The 16,328-nt window shown below is 73.0% G+C and carries 16 protein-coding genes, 1 pseudogene and 1 riboswitch; of the genes and pseudogenes, 12 read left to right on the top strand and 5 right to left on the bottom strand.

Features of this window, described 5'->3' with window-relative positions; all coding sequences use genetic code 11:
• Positions 1-81: 81 nt before the first annotated feature.
• Complete coding sequence (locus tag TU30_RS25340; protein ID WP_042174014.1) at positions 82-1,290, top strand: ROK family transcriptional regulator; 1,209 nt, start codon at positions 82-84, stop codon at positions 1,288-1,290.
• Between the two features lie 89 nt (positions 1,291-1,379).
• Here TU30_RS25340 and TU30_RS25335 read toward each other — a convergent pair whose 3' ends face one another.
• Complete coding sequence (locus TU30_RS25335; protein ID WP_042174163.1) at positions 1,380-2,138, bottom strand: SDR family oxidoreductase; 759 nt, start codon at positions 2,136-2,138, stop codon at positions 1,380-1,382.
• Positions 2,139-2,613: 475 nt separating this feature from the next.
• A riboswitch (FMN riboswitch) is annotated at positions 2,614-2,744 on the top strand.
• A gap of 144 nt (positions 2,745-2,888) precedes the next feature.
• Between TU30_RS25335 and TU30_RS25330 the strand changes: the two genes are divergently transcribed.
• The 7 genes from TU30_RS25330 (at position 2,889) to TU30_RS25300 (ending at position 7,817) form a co-directional block, all read left to right on the top strand.
• Entirely contained in the window at positions 2,889-3,548 is a 660-nt protein-coding gene (locus tag TU30_RS25330) for a riboflavin synthase (RefSeq protein ID WP_234307987.1), read from the top strand.
• Complete coding sequence (locus TU30_RS25325; protein WP_042174012.1) at positions 3,545-4,189, top strand: nicotinamide mononucleotide transporter family protein; 645 nt, start codon at positions 3,545-3,547, stop codon at positions 4,187-4,189. Before TU30_RS25330 ends, TU30_RS25325 begins: the two co-directional genes overlap by 4 nt.
• Entirely contained in the window at positions 4,186-5,475 is a 1,290-nt protein-coding gene (locus TU30_RS25320; RefSeq protein ID WP_042174010.1) for a bifunctional 3,4-dihydroxy-2-butanone-4-phosphate synthase/GTP cyclohydrolase II, read from the top strand. The genes TU30_RS25325 and TU30_RS25320 overlap by 4 nt, the downstream gene beginning before the upstream one ends.
• Before the next feature lie 87 nt (positions 5,476-5,562).
• A complete protein-coding gene (gene ribH, locus TU30_RS25315) occupies positions 5,563-6,048 on the top strand; it encodes a 6,7-dimethyl-8-ribityllumazine synthase (RefSeq protein WP_042174008.1) in 486 nt (161 codons plus the stop codon).
• A 34-nt stretch (positions 6,049-6,082) separates the two neighbouring features.
• Complete coding sequence (locus TU30_RS25310) at positions 6,083-6,355, top strand: phosphoribosyl-ATP diphosphatase (RefSeq protein ID WP_010046365.1); 273 nt, start codon at positions 6,083-6,085, stop codon at positions 6,353-6,355.
• A 72-nt stretch (positions 6,356-6,427) separates the two neighbouring features.
• Positions 6,428-7,285, top strand: coding sequence for an ATP phosphoribosyltransferase (gene hisG / locus TU30_RS25305; RefSeq protein WP_042174005.1), 858 nt, complete (start codon positions 6,428-6,430; stop codon positions 7,283-7,285).
• Positions 7,286-7,310: 25 nt separating this feature from the next.
• Positions 7,311-7,817 (top strand): PH domain-containing protein, encoded by a 507-nt coding sequence (locus TU30_RS25300; protein ID WP_078878508.1) that lies wholly within the window; start codon positions 7,311-7,313, stop codon positions 7,815-7,817.
• 145 nt (positions 7,818-7,962) lie between these two features.
• On the opposite strand, the gene TU30_RS25295 is transcribed toward TU30_RS25300, so the two are convergent.
• Both TU30_RS25295 and TU30_RS36150 read right to left on the bottom strand, forming a co-directional pair.
• The gene (locus TU30_RS25295) at positions 7,963-9,834 is read right to left on the bottom strand and encodes an AAA family ATPase (RefSeq protein WP_042174003.1); all 1,872 of its coding nucleotides are present in this window, start codon (positions 9,832-9,834) and stop codon (positions 7,963-7,965) included.
• A gap of 429 nt (positions 9,835-10,263) precedes the next feature.
• Positions 10,264-10,884: a hypothetical protein gene (locus TU30_RS36150; protein WP_042174001.1), complete on the bottom strand. Its 621-nt coding sequence runs from the start codon at positions 10,882-10,884 to the stop codon at positions 10,264-10,266.
• Between the two features lie 295 nt (positions 10,885-11,179).
• Here TU30_RS36150 and TU30_RS25285 point away from each other — a divergent pair, with 295 nt between their 5' ends.
• The 3 genes from TU30_RS25285 to TU30_RS25280 all read left to right on the top strand — a co-directional run bounded on the left by TU30_RS25285 (position 11,180) and on the right by TU30_RS25280 (position 13,661).
• A complete protein-coding gene (locus tag TU30_RS25285) occupies positions 11,180-12,565 on the top strand; it encodes a peptidase C39 family protein (protein ID WP_042173999.1) in 1,386 nt (461 codons plus the stop codon).
• 168 nt (positions 12,566-12,733) lie between these two features.
• Entirely contained in the window at positions 12,734-12,889 is a 156-nt protein-coding gene (locus tag TU30_RS35630; RefSeq protein ID WP_107068569.1) for an SCO1431 family membrane protein, read from the top strand.
• Between the two features lie 115 nt (positions 12,890-13,004).
• A complete protein-coding gene (locus tag TU30_RS25280; RefSeq protein WP_042173997.1) occupies positions 13,005-13,661 on the top strand; it encodes a TetR/AcrR family transcriptional regulator in 657 nt (218 codons plus the stop codon).
• A 126-nt stretch (positions 13,662-13,787) separates the two neighbouring features.
• Here TU30_RS25280 and TU30_RS37635 read toward each other — a convergent pair.
• Positions 13,788-13,999 (bottom strand): annotated as a pseudogene (locus TU30_RS37635) (chitinase); the annotation flags it as partial.
• 354 nt (positions 14,000-14,353) lie between these two features.
• Between TU30_RS37635 and TU30_RS25275 the strand changes: the two are divergent.
• Positions 14,354-15,529 (top strand): acyl-CoA dehydrogenase family protein, encoded by a 1,176-nt coding sequence (locus tag TU30_RS25275; protein ID WP_042173996.1) that lies wholly within the window; start codon positions 14,354-14,356, stop codon positions 15,527-15,529.
• 318 nt (positions 15,530-15,847) lie between these two features.
• Here the strand turns inward: TU30_RS25275 and TU30_RS25270 are convergent, their stop codons facing one another.
• On the bottom strand, positions 15,848-16,282 hold the full coding sequence (locus TU30_RS25270; RefSeq protein WP_042173994.1) for a hypothetical protein: 435 nt from the start codon (positions 16,280-16,282) through the stop codon (positions 15,848-15,850).
• Positions 16,283-16,328 lie beyond the last annotated feature (46 nt).

The raw sequence follows: 16,328 nt of genomic DNA, 5'->3' as shown, positions 1-16,328 counted from the left end.
GGGGATCTCCGTCGGCCCTCACTCCTGCCCGGTCCTGCCGCCGTCCGCCGTCGACCTCCGCCGATCTGGAAGGATCACGCCATGGCCGCATCCCCGAGCACCGCCCGAGCCATCAACGACCGGCTCGCCCTGCGTCTGCTCCAGCAGGAAGGCCCGCTGACGGCCGGGCAGCTGAAGCAGCTGACCGGGCTCTCCCGGCCGACCGTCGCCGACCTCGCCGAGCGGCTGACCGCAGCCGGGCTGATCACCGTGGTCGGGGAGGCCGGGGAACAACGGCGAGGGCCGAACGCGAAGCTGTACGGGATCGTCGCCGACCGGGCGCACCTGGCCGCACTCGACGTACGGACCGAGGGCGTCGCCGTGGTCGTGTCCGACCTCGTCGGCACGGTCCTGGCCGAGGCCTCGGCGCCGATCACGGTGGACACCGGGACCGGGCCCGCCGTGGAGCGGGCGGTGACCCTGGTCGAGCGGACGGCGAAGGAGGCGGGCGCCGACCGGCTGCACACCGTCGGGGTCGGCGCCCCCGGGCTGGTCGACCCCGCGAGCGGGGAACTGCGCGACTCCGAAGGGCTGCCGGAATGGCACCGCCGACTGGCCGCCGCGCTTCAGGAGCGGCTGCCCGGGGCGCGGGTCAGCCTCGAGAACGAGACCAACCTCGCCGCCCTGGCCGAGCAGCGCGACGGGGCCGCCCGCGACCGCGACACCTTCGTCCTGCTGTGGCTCGGTCACGGCACCGGCGCGGCCGTCGTCCTGGACGGTGCCCTGCGCCGGGGTGCCTCCGGAGGCATGGGGGAAATCGGCTTCCTGCCGGTCCCGGGTACGCCCGGCCTGCCGTCGGCCACGGACTGCGGCGGCGGCTTCCATTCCCTCGCGTCGTCGGCGGCGGTCGCGGAACTGGCGGGGGAGTACGGGATCGTGGCCGAGCCGGACGTGCACCCGGCGGCGGCGGGCGCGGTACGGGCGGCCACCGCGCGGGCACGGGAGGAACAGGGCCCGGCGGCCGCGCGCTTCCTCGACGCCCTCGCCGGCCGCATCGCCGTGGGGGTCGCGTCGGTGGCCGCGCTGCTGGATCCCGGGTGCGTGGTGCTCGGCGGGGAGATCGGCCGGGCGGGCGGGGAGGAGCTCGCCGCCCGCGTACAGGAACGGACGGCCCGGATGTCGCCGCTGCCCACCGAGGTACGGGCGAGCGCGCTGGGGGGCGGCGCGGTTCTGCGCGGCGCCCTCCTGACGGCCCGCGGCCACGCCCAGGATGAACTCTTCGGCCCGGCCGCGCAGGGACACGCCCACTGACCGGCCGCCCCCGGACGGGCCCGCTCGGCACCGCGCACCGTCTCCCCGGGCCCCGGCGCCCGCGGCGGCTCACTCCACCCGGCGCGCGCTCACCCGCCCGCGCGTGCCCGCTCCGCCCGCGCCGCCGGGAAATCCTCGAAGGTGACCTTGCCCACCGCGTGCTCCCGGGCGAGATGGCCGCCGGCCCGGAAGGCGCGGTACGCCGCGCCCCGGAGGGGGACCTTGAGCACCGCGCGGCGGCGGCCCGCGGCCTCCAGGTAGGAGCGCGCCAGGGACTCGAACGTGCGCACCTCCGGCCCGCCCATGTCCGTGACGCGCCCCGCGGGCCCGCCCCGGGCCAGCTCCGCCAGACGGTCCGCGACCTCGGACACCCCGATCGGCTGGTCCTTCACGCGGGCCGGCAGCAGCAGCACCGGAGCCCTGCTCAGGTGCCGGAGGAGCGTGAACACCAGGTCGTGGAACCGGGTCGTACGCAGCACGGTCCAGCCGAGCCCCGATTCCTCGGTCAGCCGCTCCACCGCCGACTTGGCGCGGTAATAGCCGAACGGCACCTGGTCGACCCCTGTGATCGAGATGTAGACGAGGTGCCCCACCCCGGCCCGCCGCGCCGCCGCCAGGAGGTTCCTCGCCGCCGCCTCGTCGCCGCCGCGCGGGGTGCTCGCGCAGTGGACGATCGTGTCCACCCCCGTGACGGCCGTGTCCAGCGTGCTGCCGCCCCGGCGCAGGTCGACGGCGTACGGCTGGGAGTGCCGGCTGAGCACCCGCACCTCCTGCGCGCCCGTCCGCAGCCGCCCGACGACGTGCCGGCCGAGGGTTCCCGTACCGCCGGTCACCAGGATCGTGGTCATGCCGTTCAGCTCCTCGGATGCGGCGTCGGACGCCGGCACTCCTGCCGGCGCGCCTTCGTCAAGTTCATCAGAGGAGGGACGGAACCGCCCCCGGGAACGTGGCACGGGCCCGTCCTGCCGGGCCCGGCGGGGGCGTCGGACGCGGTGGTGAGGCCCGGCGGCGGGCAAGGGCCGTCGTCACCGCCGCCGGGCCGGTCTCTGGGGAGGCTGAAGCAGACGCTAAGAGGACTAGACCAGTCCGTCAATAGGTATGGACCAGTCACGGGGAGCGTTCGGGAGCGCTCCGGTGGCACCCGATGGCGCACAAGGGCGCGAAGGCGGACGGCTGCCGAGCGGTCGCGGACCCGATGGCGGACCGCCTCCCCGCGTCCCGTCCCGCGGTGACGGGACGCGGTGTCATCGCCTGTGAGCCACCCCACATCCGTTGCCCGCATGGACGACGGGCGTGCGTGGCAGACTGGCCCTGTATCACCAGCAGCGCACTCCGGGGTCGGTGAAAGTCCGAACCGGCGGTTACAGTCCGCGACCCGGCCGCTTCCAGTGGCCGGTTGACCAGGTGGAATTCCTGGACCGACGGTTAAAGTCCGGATGGGAGGCAGTGCGCGGCGGGCGGGCAACCATGCGCGCCGCCGTACCGGTCCGTCCTCGTGGCGGGCTCCGTCCGGCGTCGCTCCCGGTGCCTCCGTCCGTTGTTCTGCCGTCGTCGGCAGCCCCGGAGTCCGCGCCCGAAGAGGCAGGAGGACCCGGGAAGTGTTCACCGGAATCGTCGAAGAACTGGGCGAGATCACCGCCGTCGAGACGCTCGACGACGCTTGTCGCTTCCGGCTGCGCGGCCCCGTCGTCACCGAAGGCGCGAAGCACGGCGACTCGATCGCCGTCAACGGCGTCTGCCTCACTGTCGTGGACCACGAGGGCGACGAGTTCACCGCGGACGTCATGGCCGAGACCCTGAACCGCTCCAGCCTCGGCGCCCTCGCCGTCGGCTCCCGCGTGAACCTCGAACGCCCCATGGCCCTGGGTGCCCGTCTCGGCGGCCACATCGTGCAGGGGCACGTCGACGGCACCGGCCGGATCCTGGAGCGCGAGCCGTCCGAGAACTGGGAGGTCGTCAGGATCTCCCTGCCCGCCGAACTCTCCCGCTACGTGGTGGAGAAGGGTTCCGTCACGGTCGACGGCGTCAGCCTCACCGTCGTCGACGCCGGGCAGGACTTCTTCACCGTCAGCCTGATCCCCACCACCCTCGCCCTGACCACCCTCGGGCTCAAGCGGAGCGGCGACCCGGTCAACCTCGAGGTGGACGTCATCGCCAAATACGTCGAGCGGATGATCGGCGACCGCGCGACGGGGGTTCCGGTCGGCGGCGCCCCGGCCGCCGGTGACGGTACCGCCGGTGAGGGGGCCGTGCGGTGAACTGGCTGAACTCGGAGGCCTTCACCCTCTTCGACCAGCACATCAAGTGGTCGGACATGATCGGCAACGTGATCGGACTGACAGCCCTGGCTCTCGGCTGGCGGCGCTCCATCTGGACCTGGCCCGCCCAGTTCGTCTCGGGCCTCATCCTCTTCACGGCCTTCGCCACCGCCCATCTCTCCGGCAGCGCGGGCAAGCAGATCGTCGTCATGGCCGTCGCCGCCTGGGGCTTCTGGCAGTGGAACCGCGGCCGGCAGCAGGCGCAGGACGGCTCCATCGCGGTGCGGTTCGCCACCTGGCGCGAGCGCGGCGCGCTGGCCGGCCTCGCGGCCGTCGGCACCCTCGCCGTCGGCGGCCTGTTCACCGCCTTCCCGTCCCTGTCCTGGGACCCCTGGCCGGACGCGTACATCTTCGTCGGCACCATCGTCGCCATGTACGCCCAGGCCCGCGGCATGGTCGAGTTCTGGTTCGCCTGGCTGTTGGTCGACCTCGTCGGCGTACCGCTGAACTTCGCCAACGGCTTCGCCTTCTCCGGCTTCGTCTACGTCGTCTACGGCGCACTGGTCCTGTGGGGACTGCGCGACTGGTGGCTGCGCTCCCGCAGGGACGCGCGCCCCGCAATGGAAGGAGCGCCGGCATGAGCACGGCACCGATCCTTTACCGCACCGAGGAGTTCGAGAGCCCCATGCTCGACCCGGTCGAACAGGCCATCGCCGACATCGCGGCCGGCCGCCCCATCGTGGTCGTCGACGACGAGGACCGCGAGAACGAGGGCGACCTCGTCGTGGCCGCGGAGAAGGCGACCCCCGAGATCGTCGCCTTCATGATGAGCGAATGCCGCGGACTGATCTGCGCCCCCATGGAGAGCGACGAACTGGACCGGCTCCGCCTCCCGCAGATGGTCGAGGACAACACCGAGTCGATGAAGACGGCGTTCACCGTCTCCGTCGACGCCTCCGCGGCCCACGGCGTGAGCACCGGCATCTCGGCCGCCGACCGGGCCACCACGCTCCAACTGCTCGCGGGCGGCGCCGCCGAACCCGCCGACTTCGTCCGCCCCGGCCACGTCTTCCCGCTGCGTGCCCGCTCCGGCGGCGTGCTCGAACGCGACGGCCACACCGAGGCCGCCGTCGACCTCGCCCGTCTCGCGGGACTGCGCCCGGCCGGCGCCATCGTCGAGATCGCCGGCGAGGACGGCCGGATGCTGCGCCTGCCCGAACTGATCCCGTTCGCCCGCAAACACGGCCTGACGATCATCTCCATCGAGGACCTGATCGCCTACCGCCGCAGCTCCGAGCCCGCCGTCCGCCGCGAGGCCGAGGTCCGGCTGCCCACCTCCCGCGGCGTGTTCACCGCCTACGGCTACCGCTCCACCGTCGACGGCGTCGAACACGTCGCCCTCGTCCACGGAGACATCGGCGACGGCCGGGACGTCCTGGTACGCGTCCACTCCGAATGCCTCACCGGCGACATCTTCGGCTCCCAGCGCTGCGACTGCGGTCCCCAGCTGGACGCCTCGCTGGACCGGATCCAGGCGGAGGACCGCGGCGTCCTCGTCTACCTGCGCGGGCACGAAGGGCGGGGCATCGGCCTGATGTCCAAGCTGCGCGCCTACGAACTCCAGGAACGCGGACGCGACACCCTGGACGCCAACCTCGAACTCGGCCTGCCCGCCGACGCCCGCGACTACGCCGCCGGAGCGCGGATACTCGCCGACCTCGGGGTGCGCGGTGTCCGTCTGCTGACCAACAACCCCGACAAGTCCCGGGCACTCGTCCGGTACGGCATCGAGGTCACCGGCCGCGAGCCGATGCCCGTCGCCGCGGGCGAGCACAACATCCGTTACCTGCGCACCAAGCGCGACCGGATGGGCCACGACCTGCCCTGGCTGGACACGCCGACCGTGCCCGCCTGCGGCAACCAGTGACCGTACCCGCCCGCGGCAGACAGTGACCGCGACGACCCGCAGGAGAGCCGGCCCGCGGCGGCCGGCCGAGAACCACCGAGGAGAGATGTGAGCGGCAAGGGTGCACCGGAACTGGCCGTACGTGACGTGGGGGACCTCCGCGTCGCCGTCGTCGCGGCACAGTGGCACGAGAAGGTGATGGACGGACTGGTCGACGGCGCCCTGCGCGCCCTGCACGACCTCGGCATCGACGAGCCGACCCTGCTCCGGGTCCCCGGCAGCTGGGAACTCCCGGTCGTCGCCAAGGTCCTCGCCGGACGCGGCTACGACGCGATCGTCGCCCTCGGAGTCGTCGTCCGGGGCGGCACACCCCACTTCGAGTACGTGTGCCAGGGCGTCACCCAGGGCCTCACCCAGGTCAGCACCGACACCGGCGTGCCCGTCGGCTTCGGCCTGCTCACCTGCGACACCGAGGAACAGGCGCTGGACCGCGCCGGACTGCCCGGCTCCACCGAGGACAAGGGACACGAGGCCGTCACGGCGGCGGTGGCGACCGCGGCCACACTGCGTTCGGTATCCGAACCCTGGCGGTGAGCAGCCCCCGGCACCGCGTAGGGTAAGGACCACCATGTCCAAGAAGACGTTCGAGGAGCTCTTCACCGAGCTCCAGCACAAGGCCGCGCACGGCGACCCCGCCACCTCCCGTACCGCCGAACTGGTGGAGAAGGGCGTCCATGCCATCGGCAAGAAGGTCGTCGAGGAGGCCGCCGAGGTCTGGATGGCCGCCGAGCACGAGGGCAAGGAAGCGGCCGCCGAGGAGATCTCGCAGCTGCTCTACCACGTCCAGGTGATGATGGTCGCCCGAGGCATCTCCCTCGACGACGTCTACGCCCACCTGTGAGCGCGGGCACTCCCTGCCCCCCTGACCACCGGTACACCGTCACACCGTCACACCGCAAAGGAAGCCGACCTCATGCTGCGCATCGCACTCCCCAACAAGGGTTCACTGGCAGGCCCTGCGGCGGAGATGCTGCATGAGGCCGGCTACCAGCAGCGCCGGGAGTCGAAGGAACTGCGGATCGTCGACCCGGTCAACGAGGTCGAGTTCTTCTACCTCCGCCCCCGCGACATCGCCATCTACGTCTCGTCCGGCCGCCTCGACATCGGCATCACCGGCCGCGACCTCCTGATCGACTCCGGTGCCGAGGCGGAGGAGATCCTGCCCCTCGGCTTCGCCCGCTCCACCTTCCGCTTCGCCGCCAAGCCCAGCGCCGCCAGGAGCGTTGCGGACCTGAACGGCAGCACGGTCGCCACCTCCTACGAGGGCATCGTCGCGCGGTACCTCACCGAGCAGGGCATCGACGCCTCCGTGGTCCACCTCGACGGTGCCGTCGAGACCGCCATCGAACTCGGTGTCGCCGAGGTCATCGCGGACGTGGTCGAGACCGGCACCTCCCTGCGCAACGCGGGCCTGGAGGTCGTCGGCGAACCGATCATGACCTCCGAGGCCGTCGTCATCCGCCGCACCGGCACCGGGGACGACGGCACCGTCGAGTCCAAGGTGGGCCAGTTCCTGCGGCGCCTCCAGGGCGTCCTCGTCGCCCGTACCTACGTGATGATGGACTACGACTGCCGGGTCGAGCAGCTGGAGAAGGCCGTCGCGCTGACCCCCGGTCTGGAGTCCCCGACCGTGTCCCCGCTGCACAACGAGGGCTGGGTCGCCGTCCGCGCCATGGTCCCCTCCAAGGAGGCCCAGCGGATCATGGACGACCTCTACGACCTCGGCGCCCGTGCCATCCTCACCACGGCCATCCACGCCTGCCGCCTCTGACCCGGACCGATCCCGGAGCCGCACCATGCCGGACGCCACCCCCGAGCCCTCCCCGGACGCCACCCCGGTCCCTCCGTCGGGTCACCTGCCCTCCCTGCCCGTCACCTTCCGGCCGGGCCGCACCCGCGCGGTGCTGCTCGCCGCGGCCGTCGGGCTCTTCGCGGCCATATCCCTGATCGCGCTGCTGCTGGAGCAGCTCAGCCCCGGCGAGCGCCTCAGCTTCGTGTTCACCGCCGCCCTGCTGGCCGGAGTCCTGGTCCTGCTGGCCCGGCCGAAGGTCGACGCCGACGAGACGGGCGTCACCGTCGTCAACATCACGACCCGGCGCCGCCTGGACTGGGCCCAGATCCTTCGGGTGAACCTCCGCCCGGGTGACCCCTGGGTCTTCCTCGACCTCAGCGACGGCACCAGCCTGCCGGTGCTCGGCATCCAGCCGGGCATCGCCAGGGAGCGTGCCATCGCCGACGCGCGGGCCCTGCGGGTGCTCGCCGAGGCACGGACCACGGCCACCGGCCCCGAAGCGTCCCCGTGACCTTCTCCGGGGAGGGACGGATCGTCCTGCGGCAGCTCTGACGCGCCGGCCGGCCCCCGGACTGCCGCCGGACGGCGCCCTTGTTGTCGTGCGCCGCACGCCTCCGGCCGGGCACGGAGCGCAGCCGCAGGACCCGCCGACGGCGTCACGCCGTCGGCGGGTCCTGCGGACCTCGCCCGGACAGGACCTCCCCGTACGCCTGCATCAGATCCGGCAGCCGCAGCGTCGCCAGGTCCTCCCGGGTCAGCGCGCCCGGATACGCCGGGTACGCCGACAGCCGCAGATCCCGGTACGCGCAGCTCTTCTCGTACAGCGTCCGCAGGAACCGCCCGTTGCCCAGCTCGTCGATCCACCCCTGGTCCACCACGTGCCCGGCGATGGACCGCAGTTCGTCCAGCGCCTCCTCGTCCCACGCGTCGCCGTTCTCGGCGGCCAGTACCTCGCCGATCGCGGTGAGTTCGAGGGGCCGGTAGGAGGGGAAGTCGACGCGGGTGGTGAAACGGGACGACAGGCCCGGGTTGGCGCCCAGCAGGCGGTCCATGCCCTCCGGGTAACCGGCCAGTATGACCACCAGATGGTCGCGGTTGTCCTCGGCCCGCTTCAGCAGTACCTGGAGCGCCTCGTCGCCGTACGCGTCGCCCTTGCCGTAGCCGGAGTTGGAGAGCGCGTACGCCTCGTCGACGAAGAGGACCCCGCCGAGGGCCGAGTCGATCAGCTCGTTGGCCTTCACCGCTGTCTGGCCCAGGTACTCGCCGACCAGATCGGCGCGCTGGGCCTCCACGAGATGGTCGCCGCCGAGCAGCCCGAGAGCGTAGAAGACCCGGCCCAGGATGCGGGCCACCGTGGTCTTGCCGGTGCCGGACGGCCCGGAGAAGACGAAGTGCCGTTTCGGCGGCTGCACCGGCAGCCCCTGCCCGGCCCGCAGCCGCGCCATGTTCAGCTGTGCCGACAACGCCTTGACCTGGCGCTTCACCGGTTCCAGCCCGACCATGCGCTCCAGCTCGGCGAGCGCCTCCTCCAGTAAGGCGGGATCGGTGGGGCCCGTGGGCAGCGGAGTCACAGGATCGCCGGCCCTCGCGCGCACCGAAGGGCCCGTGACCGGTGGCAGGGGCGGAGGCGGCGGCTCCTGCTCGGACAGCATCAGATCGCGGCCCTCGGCGTCGAACAGCGGGTCGAGGGTGTCCGGGCCGTCCAGCAGATCCGCGCCCGCACCGCCCGGCGAGACCGCGCCGGGGTCGGCCGAATCGTCGTAGCCGTCCCCCTCGGCGATGGCGGCGAGCCGGGCCGAGGTGTCCATGAAGGCGGGATCGACCCGGTGCACGGCCCGGTACAGGGGGAGTGCGGCGGCGCTGCGGCCGGTGCCCTCGTGGGCGCGCGCCAGCCAGTAGCGCAGCTCCTTGCGCTGCGGCTGCTCGCTGCGGCAGCGCATCAGGGCCGCCGACAGCAGCGGCTCGGCCTGCCCGTACATCTCCAGACGTACCCGGGCCATCCCGCCGAACAGGCCTGTCTCGATCCCGAGCAGCGGATCGCCGTGCAGCGGGTCGGTGTGCCGGACCAACTGCTCCCAGTCCTTGACCAGGTAGGCGCGGCAGGCGTGCAGGAAGCGGACCTGCGGGTCGGCGTCCACCGGAGGAAGTCCGGCGAGCGCGCGGTCCAGTTCGGGGACGTGCCGGCCGTCCAGCCAGTGGGAGGCGTGCGCGAGCAGCAGATCGCGCGGGTTCTCCAGCACCGGCTGCACCCACCAGCCGAGCCAGTACCAGGAGTTGAGGGTGCGGCGGTGCCGCGCGCGCTGTTCACCGAAGCGGTCCCGGTGCCGGAACATCCGTAGCAGCGAGGCCGTCGTGTCGACGCGCAGCGCGTGCAGCCCGAGCCAGCCGTCCGCCATCCCCGGGTCGATCCGTACCGCGGCCCGGAACTCCTCCTCGGCCTGCGGATAGGCACCCATCGTGTAGGCGTCCACGCCCCGCAGCCAGGCGAGGTCGGCAGGGGCCTGCGGGCCCTGCGTGCCGAAGTCCATCACGTCCCTCACAAACCGTGCCCCGTCGGTATGCCCCACCGGCCCTCGCCCGCCGGCTGCCCTGGGGCGAACCGCTGTACCGCGGACCGGAGTTGCACGGTGCGCGAAGCAGCGTCCGTAGGTCGCACCGAGGGCATCGTACCTGCGGCGCCGTCACCTCCGTAGAGGGCGGTACCCGCAGCGGGACGACGCGGGAAGGGGAACGCCCCACCGTGCCGTGACCGAGGGTGACCGTCATGTGCCGCTGGGCATCCGGAAGGGGTGAGGAAGGCAGAACGAAGCCCCCGATCACGGGGGAACAACCGGGGGCTTCGCGTCTGCGGGCGGCTCCGAACGGCCGCACGTTGAGAACGTAAGACCTGTACGGCCCCCCGGTCAAGCGGCGCCGGGGCGCTCCGGCGGCCTGCCCGGCGGAGGGTCTTCACGCGTTCAGCACACCGCGGACGGTCCGTCACCGTGTGTGAGGGGCGGGTTCGGGCCAGCGGTCCCGGCAGCTCCGGGAAGCACCTCATATCCCTTCCCGCACTCCCGAACCAGCAGATCGGCGAAGGGACGTGACGGATCGTCGGCGAAATGCCGCTGTTCCGCCCCGACCCACCCGTCCCAGAACTCCCGCTGCTCCTCCCCGTCCCGCGCCCGCCCTCGCGACCAGGAGGCCTCCGCGGGCAGTTCCATCCACAGCAGCAGCGCCAGGTACGGCCGCAGCGCCCGCCGCCCCGCGCCGACGCCCTCGACGACGACCACCGGGGCGGGCGGCAGCGGGCGCGGCGGCCCGAAGTCATGGGCCCGCCAGTCGTAGGGGGCGTAGGACGCCTGTTCGCCGCGGCCGAGCGGACCGATCACCTGACTCAGCAGCCGCCCGGTCCAGCCGAAGAGCTCCTCGTGGCTGGCGACGTCGTCGAGCCGCAGCACGGGGGCGCCGTCCAGCGCGTCGGCCAGCCGCCCGGCGAACGTGGACTTCCCCGAGCCGGCGTGCCCGTCGACCCCGACGAGCCGGACCGGGCCACAGGAGGGGCCGAGCCGGCGGATGCGGGAGACGAGATCGTGCATGGCTGGTTTCCGGGGTGAGGCGGGGCGGTCGGAGCGGGGAGGGGAGAGGCGGTGGCGGCGTCCCACTCTAGGACCTGCCCGCCGCCCCGGAGCCGACGGCCTGCCAACCCGGTTGCCGCGGGCCGAGGCCGATGACGGTCGGCGCGGCACGACCCGGGGTGCTGGCGGGGCCCACCCGGTGCGTCCATAGTGGGCGGACGTCGCTCCACCCGGTGGACGCGGTCCGCCCGGCCCGCCGGGCACCGGACCCGCACCGACCCCGAGCCCGACTCCGACACCTGGGGGCCCTTCACCCATGAGCAGAGCCGAACAGCCTTCCCGCAGAACCCTCCTGTCCGCAGCGGTCGTCGCCGCCGTCGTGTCGAGCACGGGCCCGGCGTCCGCCCACACCGCACCCGGCCGGCCCGCCGGCCCGGCAGGCGGCTCCACGGACCCCGACGCGGCCGCGGCCCGCCACGTCGACAACCGGGCCTGGACCTCGTACAGCGACTGGCGCACCGGCGGCGCCGAGGGCACCCGCGCCGTCGCGGGCGTCCGCCCCGGCCTGGTGATCGCGCAGGCGGCCGGCACCACCGAGCACACCGATCCGCACACCGGCCGGACCGCCGCCTGGGAGTACGCGACCTGGACCTCGCCCGTCCACCGGCTCACCGTGCCGGCGACGGAGGCCGTCGTCTCCTGGAACGCGCGCACCCCCGACGGCACCTGGATCCAGGCCGAGCTGCAGGGCACGTACACGGACGGCACCGACACGCCCTGGTACGTGATGGGCCGTTGGGCGGCCGGCGACCAGGACATCCTCCGCACCTCGGTGGACGGCCAGAGCGACGGCCGGAGCACGGTCTGGACCGACACCCTCGCCGTCGACGACGCGGCCTCGGGCCTGCGCCTGGTCTCGTACCGGCTGCGGCTGACCCTCCACCGCCGTCCCGGCACGGAACTCACCCCGACCGTGTGGCGGATCGGCGCGATGGGCTCCGACGTGCCCGACCGCTTCACGGTCCCGGCGTCCACGCCCGGCGCGGCCCGGGAGCTGATCGTCCCGCGCTACTCGCAGGAGCTCCACAAGGGCCGGTACCCGGAGTACGACAACGGCGGCGAGGCCTGGTGCAGTCCGGCCTCCTCGCAGATGGTCGCCGAGTACTGGGGCGGCCGGCTCACCGAGGAGCAGCTGTCCTGGGTCGACCCGTCCTACACCGACCCGCAGGTGTGCCACGCGGCCCGCCACACCTACGACCACCAGTACGCGGGCTGCGGCAACTGGCCGTTCAACGCCGCCTACGCGGCCACCTTCGAGGGTCTTCAGGCAGTCGTCACCCGGCTCGGCTCGCTGACCGACCTGGAGACGCTGATCACGGCGGGCATCCCGGCCATCACGTCCCAGTCCTTCCTCGAGGAGGAGCTGACCGGAGCGGGGTACGGCACCGCCGGGCACCTGATGGCCGTGACCGGCTTCACGCCCGACGGCGACGTCATCGCCAACGACCCCGCCTCCCCGGACAACGAGTCCGTCCGGCGTGTCTACCGGCGTCGCGAATGGGAGAACGCCTGGCTCAGGACCAAGCGGTACAACGCCTCCGGCAAGGTCGCCTCCGGCACCGGCGGGGTCTGTTACCTCTTCTTCCCGGCGCACCCCACCCCGCGCGTGCGCCGGGCGCTCGCGGCCGTCGGCGTGCGCTGAACCGGTCCGTGCGGCGGGCTCCCGCCGGACCTCCGACAGCCGTCGGAGGTCCGCCGCACCGCCCCGTGCGTACCGTGTGACCAAGCTCTCGGCCGTAAAAGCCGCTCACGGTGGCAAGGTGGACAGCGCCGTGGGGGAGTCCACGGACCCCGAGACCAGCGAGAAGCCATGACCGCGAACGCCGCCGCCATCGCCCCTGCCGTCCTCCCCGGTACCCGCACCGGGGGCCCCCGGGAGGACGGCCCGAAGATCCTCGAGCACGTCATGGGGTGGACCCTCGTCGTGGTCGTTGCGATGCTCGTGACGCAGCTCGGACTCCTCTGACCTTCGGAGTCCTTTGTCTCCCGGGCCGCTGCGGCTTCGGGCCGCTCCGGCCTGCCGCCAGGGCCGGCCTGCCATACTGCGGATGTCCCGCCCCCCGCAGGAAACCAGGTCAGGATTGAATACCAGTCAGCAATCTGCCGTGCGCCCCGGAGCGCGCAGCACCGAGCGCTCGCTGGCACGCCGTGCCGAACTCATCGCCATCGGGCGGAAACTGTTCGCCGACACGTCGTACGACGCGCTCTCCATGGACGACATCGCACGTCAGGCGCATGTCGCCAAGGGGCTGATCTACTACTACTTCCACTCCAAGCGGGGCTACTACCTCGCCATCATCCAGGACTCGGTCGCCGGCCTGGTCACCTTCGCCTCGGGCGGTGTCGAACTGCCGTCCGCCCAGCGGGTGCACCGCACCGTCGACAGCTATCTGCGCTACGCCGAGCACAACCAGGCCGCGTACCGCACGATCGTCAGCGGCGGCGTCGGCTTCGACGCCGAGGTGCACGCCGTCCGGGACGGGGTGCGCGAGGCGATCGTCGCGACCATCGCCGAGGGCGCGTACGGGACCGCCGACATCACGCCGGTGGCGCGCATGGGCCTGCTCTCCTGGGTCTGCAGCGTCGAGGGCGCCACCCTCGACTGGATCGACCGCCCGGGGCTGCCCCGCACGACCATGTGCGAGCTGCTGGTGAAGACGCTCGGCGGAGCCATGCGGGCCATCGAGGAACTGGACCCCGCGCACCCGGCCCCGGCGCCCGCCCGCCGCGACGGCTGACGCGCCGGGCACCGCGCGGGGGCGGGAGTACCCCGTGGAACCTCCGCCCCCGCGCACCCGCCCGCGGTTGCCTGACCGCGCCGGTCGGCTCACCGATCGCGGTGTCGCCGCTCGGCTCCCGGAAGGCGTGCGTCTGTCCGCGGATCCCGAGGCCGTGATGTTCTCGACGTGGTGGGCGCGGTCGTAGGTGCCCCGTTCGGTGAAGTACCCGATGACCTTGGAACCTGCGGCGGCCTCCTGATCCGGGGCTGCCGCGCCGGCGGTCGGGGCGCCCGCGCCGGCGAGCAGTCCGGCGCGCCGAGCACGACGGCGCATGCCGCGGACACGAGCGCCCGCAGGGCGCGGTGGCGGCGGGGGACGGCATCCGGTGTGTCTCCTCGTGGGGCAGGGGGAACATGAGCCGCTTGGCATGAACGCGGTGCTTCGGTGGAGCGAAACAGCAGGAGAACCAGGCCGGTGCGGTCAATGGTGCGGACCAATCCTGGCGTCCGGAAAATTCTTGGAGTAAGCGGTCGTTAACAAGTGACGTGCACTGTTCGATCGGGCATACTCACAGCTCACAGCGGCTGGCCGGCTGTCTCCGAGACCCGGAGGCGCATGCCTCGGCCAGGCCCCGGAACGATCCGGCGGAGCCGCCCCCGACCCGAGGTGCAGAGCCGCCGACGTGCCCGAACAGGGAGGAGAGCGTCGCCATGTCCGACCACGCCCCGCAGCCGGTGGACCGGCAACTGCCCACGGACGAGGCACGGGACCTGATCTCGCTCGTCCGCGACATCGCGCAGCGTGAGATCGCCCCGGAGGCGGCAAAGGAGGAGGACGGGGCCCGCTTCCCGCACGAGGTCTTCACCCTGCTCTCCGAATCCGGACTGCTCGGCCTGCCCTACGACTCCGCGTACGGCGGCGGGGAGCAGCCGTACGAGGTCTACCTCCAGGTCCTCGAGGAGCTCGCCGCGGCCCGGCTGACCGTCGGCCTCGGAGTCAGCGTGCACACCCTCGCCTGCTACGCACTCGCCACCCACGGCACCAAGGAGCAGCAGGCCGAGCACCTGCCGGCGATGCTCGGCGGCGGCCTGCTCGGCGCCTACTGCCTCTCCGAACCCGCCTCCGGGTCGGACGCGGCCTCCCTGCGCACCAGAGCGGTGCGCGAGAGCGGGGGGGACTGGGTGCTCACCGGAACCAAGGCGTGGATCACGCACGGCGGCATCGCGGACTTCTACACCGTCATGGCCCGCACCGGTGAGGACGGCCCCCGCGGGATCACCGCGTTCCTGGTGCCCGGCGACGCCGAAGGGCTGAGCGCCGCCGTGCCGGAGAAGAAGATGGGCATGAAGGGCTCACCCACCGCGCAGGTCCACTTCGACGGCGTACGGGTCCCCGACCGCCGGCGGATCGGTGAGGAGGGCCAGGGTTTCGCGATCGCCCTGTCGGCGCTGGACGGTGGCCGGCTCGGCATCGCCGCCTGCGCGATCGGTCTGGCACAGGCGGCGCTCGACGAGGCGCTCGGTTACGCGTCCGGGCGACGGCAGTTCGGGCGGCCGATCGCCGACTTCCAGGGGCTGCGGTTCATGCTCGCGGACATGGCCACGCAGATCGAGGCCGGGCGCGCGCTGTACCTCGCGGCGGCCCGACTGCGCGACGCCGGGCGGCCGTTCGCCAAGCAGGCGGCCATGGCGAAGCTGCACTGCACCGACACCGCGATGCGGGTCACCACCGACGCCGTCCAGATCCTCGGCGGCTACGGCTACACCGCGGACTTCCCGGCCGAACGCTACATGCGCGAGGCCAAGGTCCTGCAGATCGTCGAGGGGACGAACCAGATCCAGCGCATGGTCATCGCCCGCCATCTCGCGGGGCCGCAGACGAGCTGAACCGGCCGGGCCCCCGCCGGGGCGCCGCGAGCCGGGACCACTCCGGATCGTGCCGCCCGGGCGGACCTTGCCGGCCCGGGCCCGCGTCGGCTCCCGGTGGATCGGCGGGTCCGGAAGCCGGGACGGCGCCGGTGGAGTGGCGGTACGGACAACGCCGCGACCGCGGTGCGCGCCGTGGCCTGCGGTGCAGGCCGTGGTTCGGGTGGTGGGACGAGGGCAAGGTGCCGGCGCCCGGTCACCGCGTGCGTGGGGGCGTCATACCCGGGCAGCGCGGGAGCGAGCGGGCGGGTCGCCGACCGCCCGGACCGCGCGGGCGGCTCAGGCCGCGTGGCGCTGTATGACGGGGACCCGCATCGGGCGCGAAGCCGGGCCCCCGACGTGAGAGAACGGCTGGGTGCGCCAGTCGAGCCCCTGAGGGAGCGTCAGCAGGAGCGCCGTGTCCTGCTCCTGGGGCGTGGCGGACTCGCCCGCCGGCCGCGCGTCGTCGGCGCTGCGGCCCGTGCCGGCGCAGACCGTCAGCCCGAACGGGTTCCACGGCGTGGCGCACAGCGCGTGTTCCGGCAGGACCTCCTCGTCCGCCAGCAGGGCGATGGGCTGAGCGCAGTCCGGGCACACGACCCGGTACATCTCGAAGGTGTCGTACGCGTCGAGTTCGTCGTCGAGCGCGTCGGGATCGACGTACTCCGGGACGAGTTCGACGACCGGCTGCTGCCGCTTGGACGTGCTGCGACCGGGACGCTTAAGGCTCTGCATGGGTTCTCCCCCTCGGGCTGGGTCGTGAAGGCACTGCGACCTCGAC

Origin of the sequence: Streptomyces sp. NBRC 110035, assembly GCF_000829695.1 — a bacterium.
Taxonomy (GTDB): domain Bacteria; phylum Actinomycetota; class Actinomycetes; order Streptomycetales; family Streptomycetaceae; genus Streptomyces.
The sequence above is the reverse complement of the archived record's forward strand: the minus strand, read 5'-3'. Positions and strand labels throughout refer to the sequence as shown.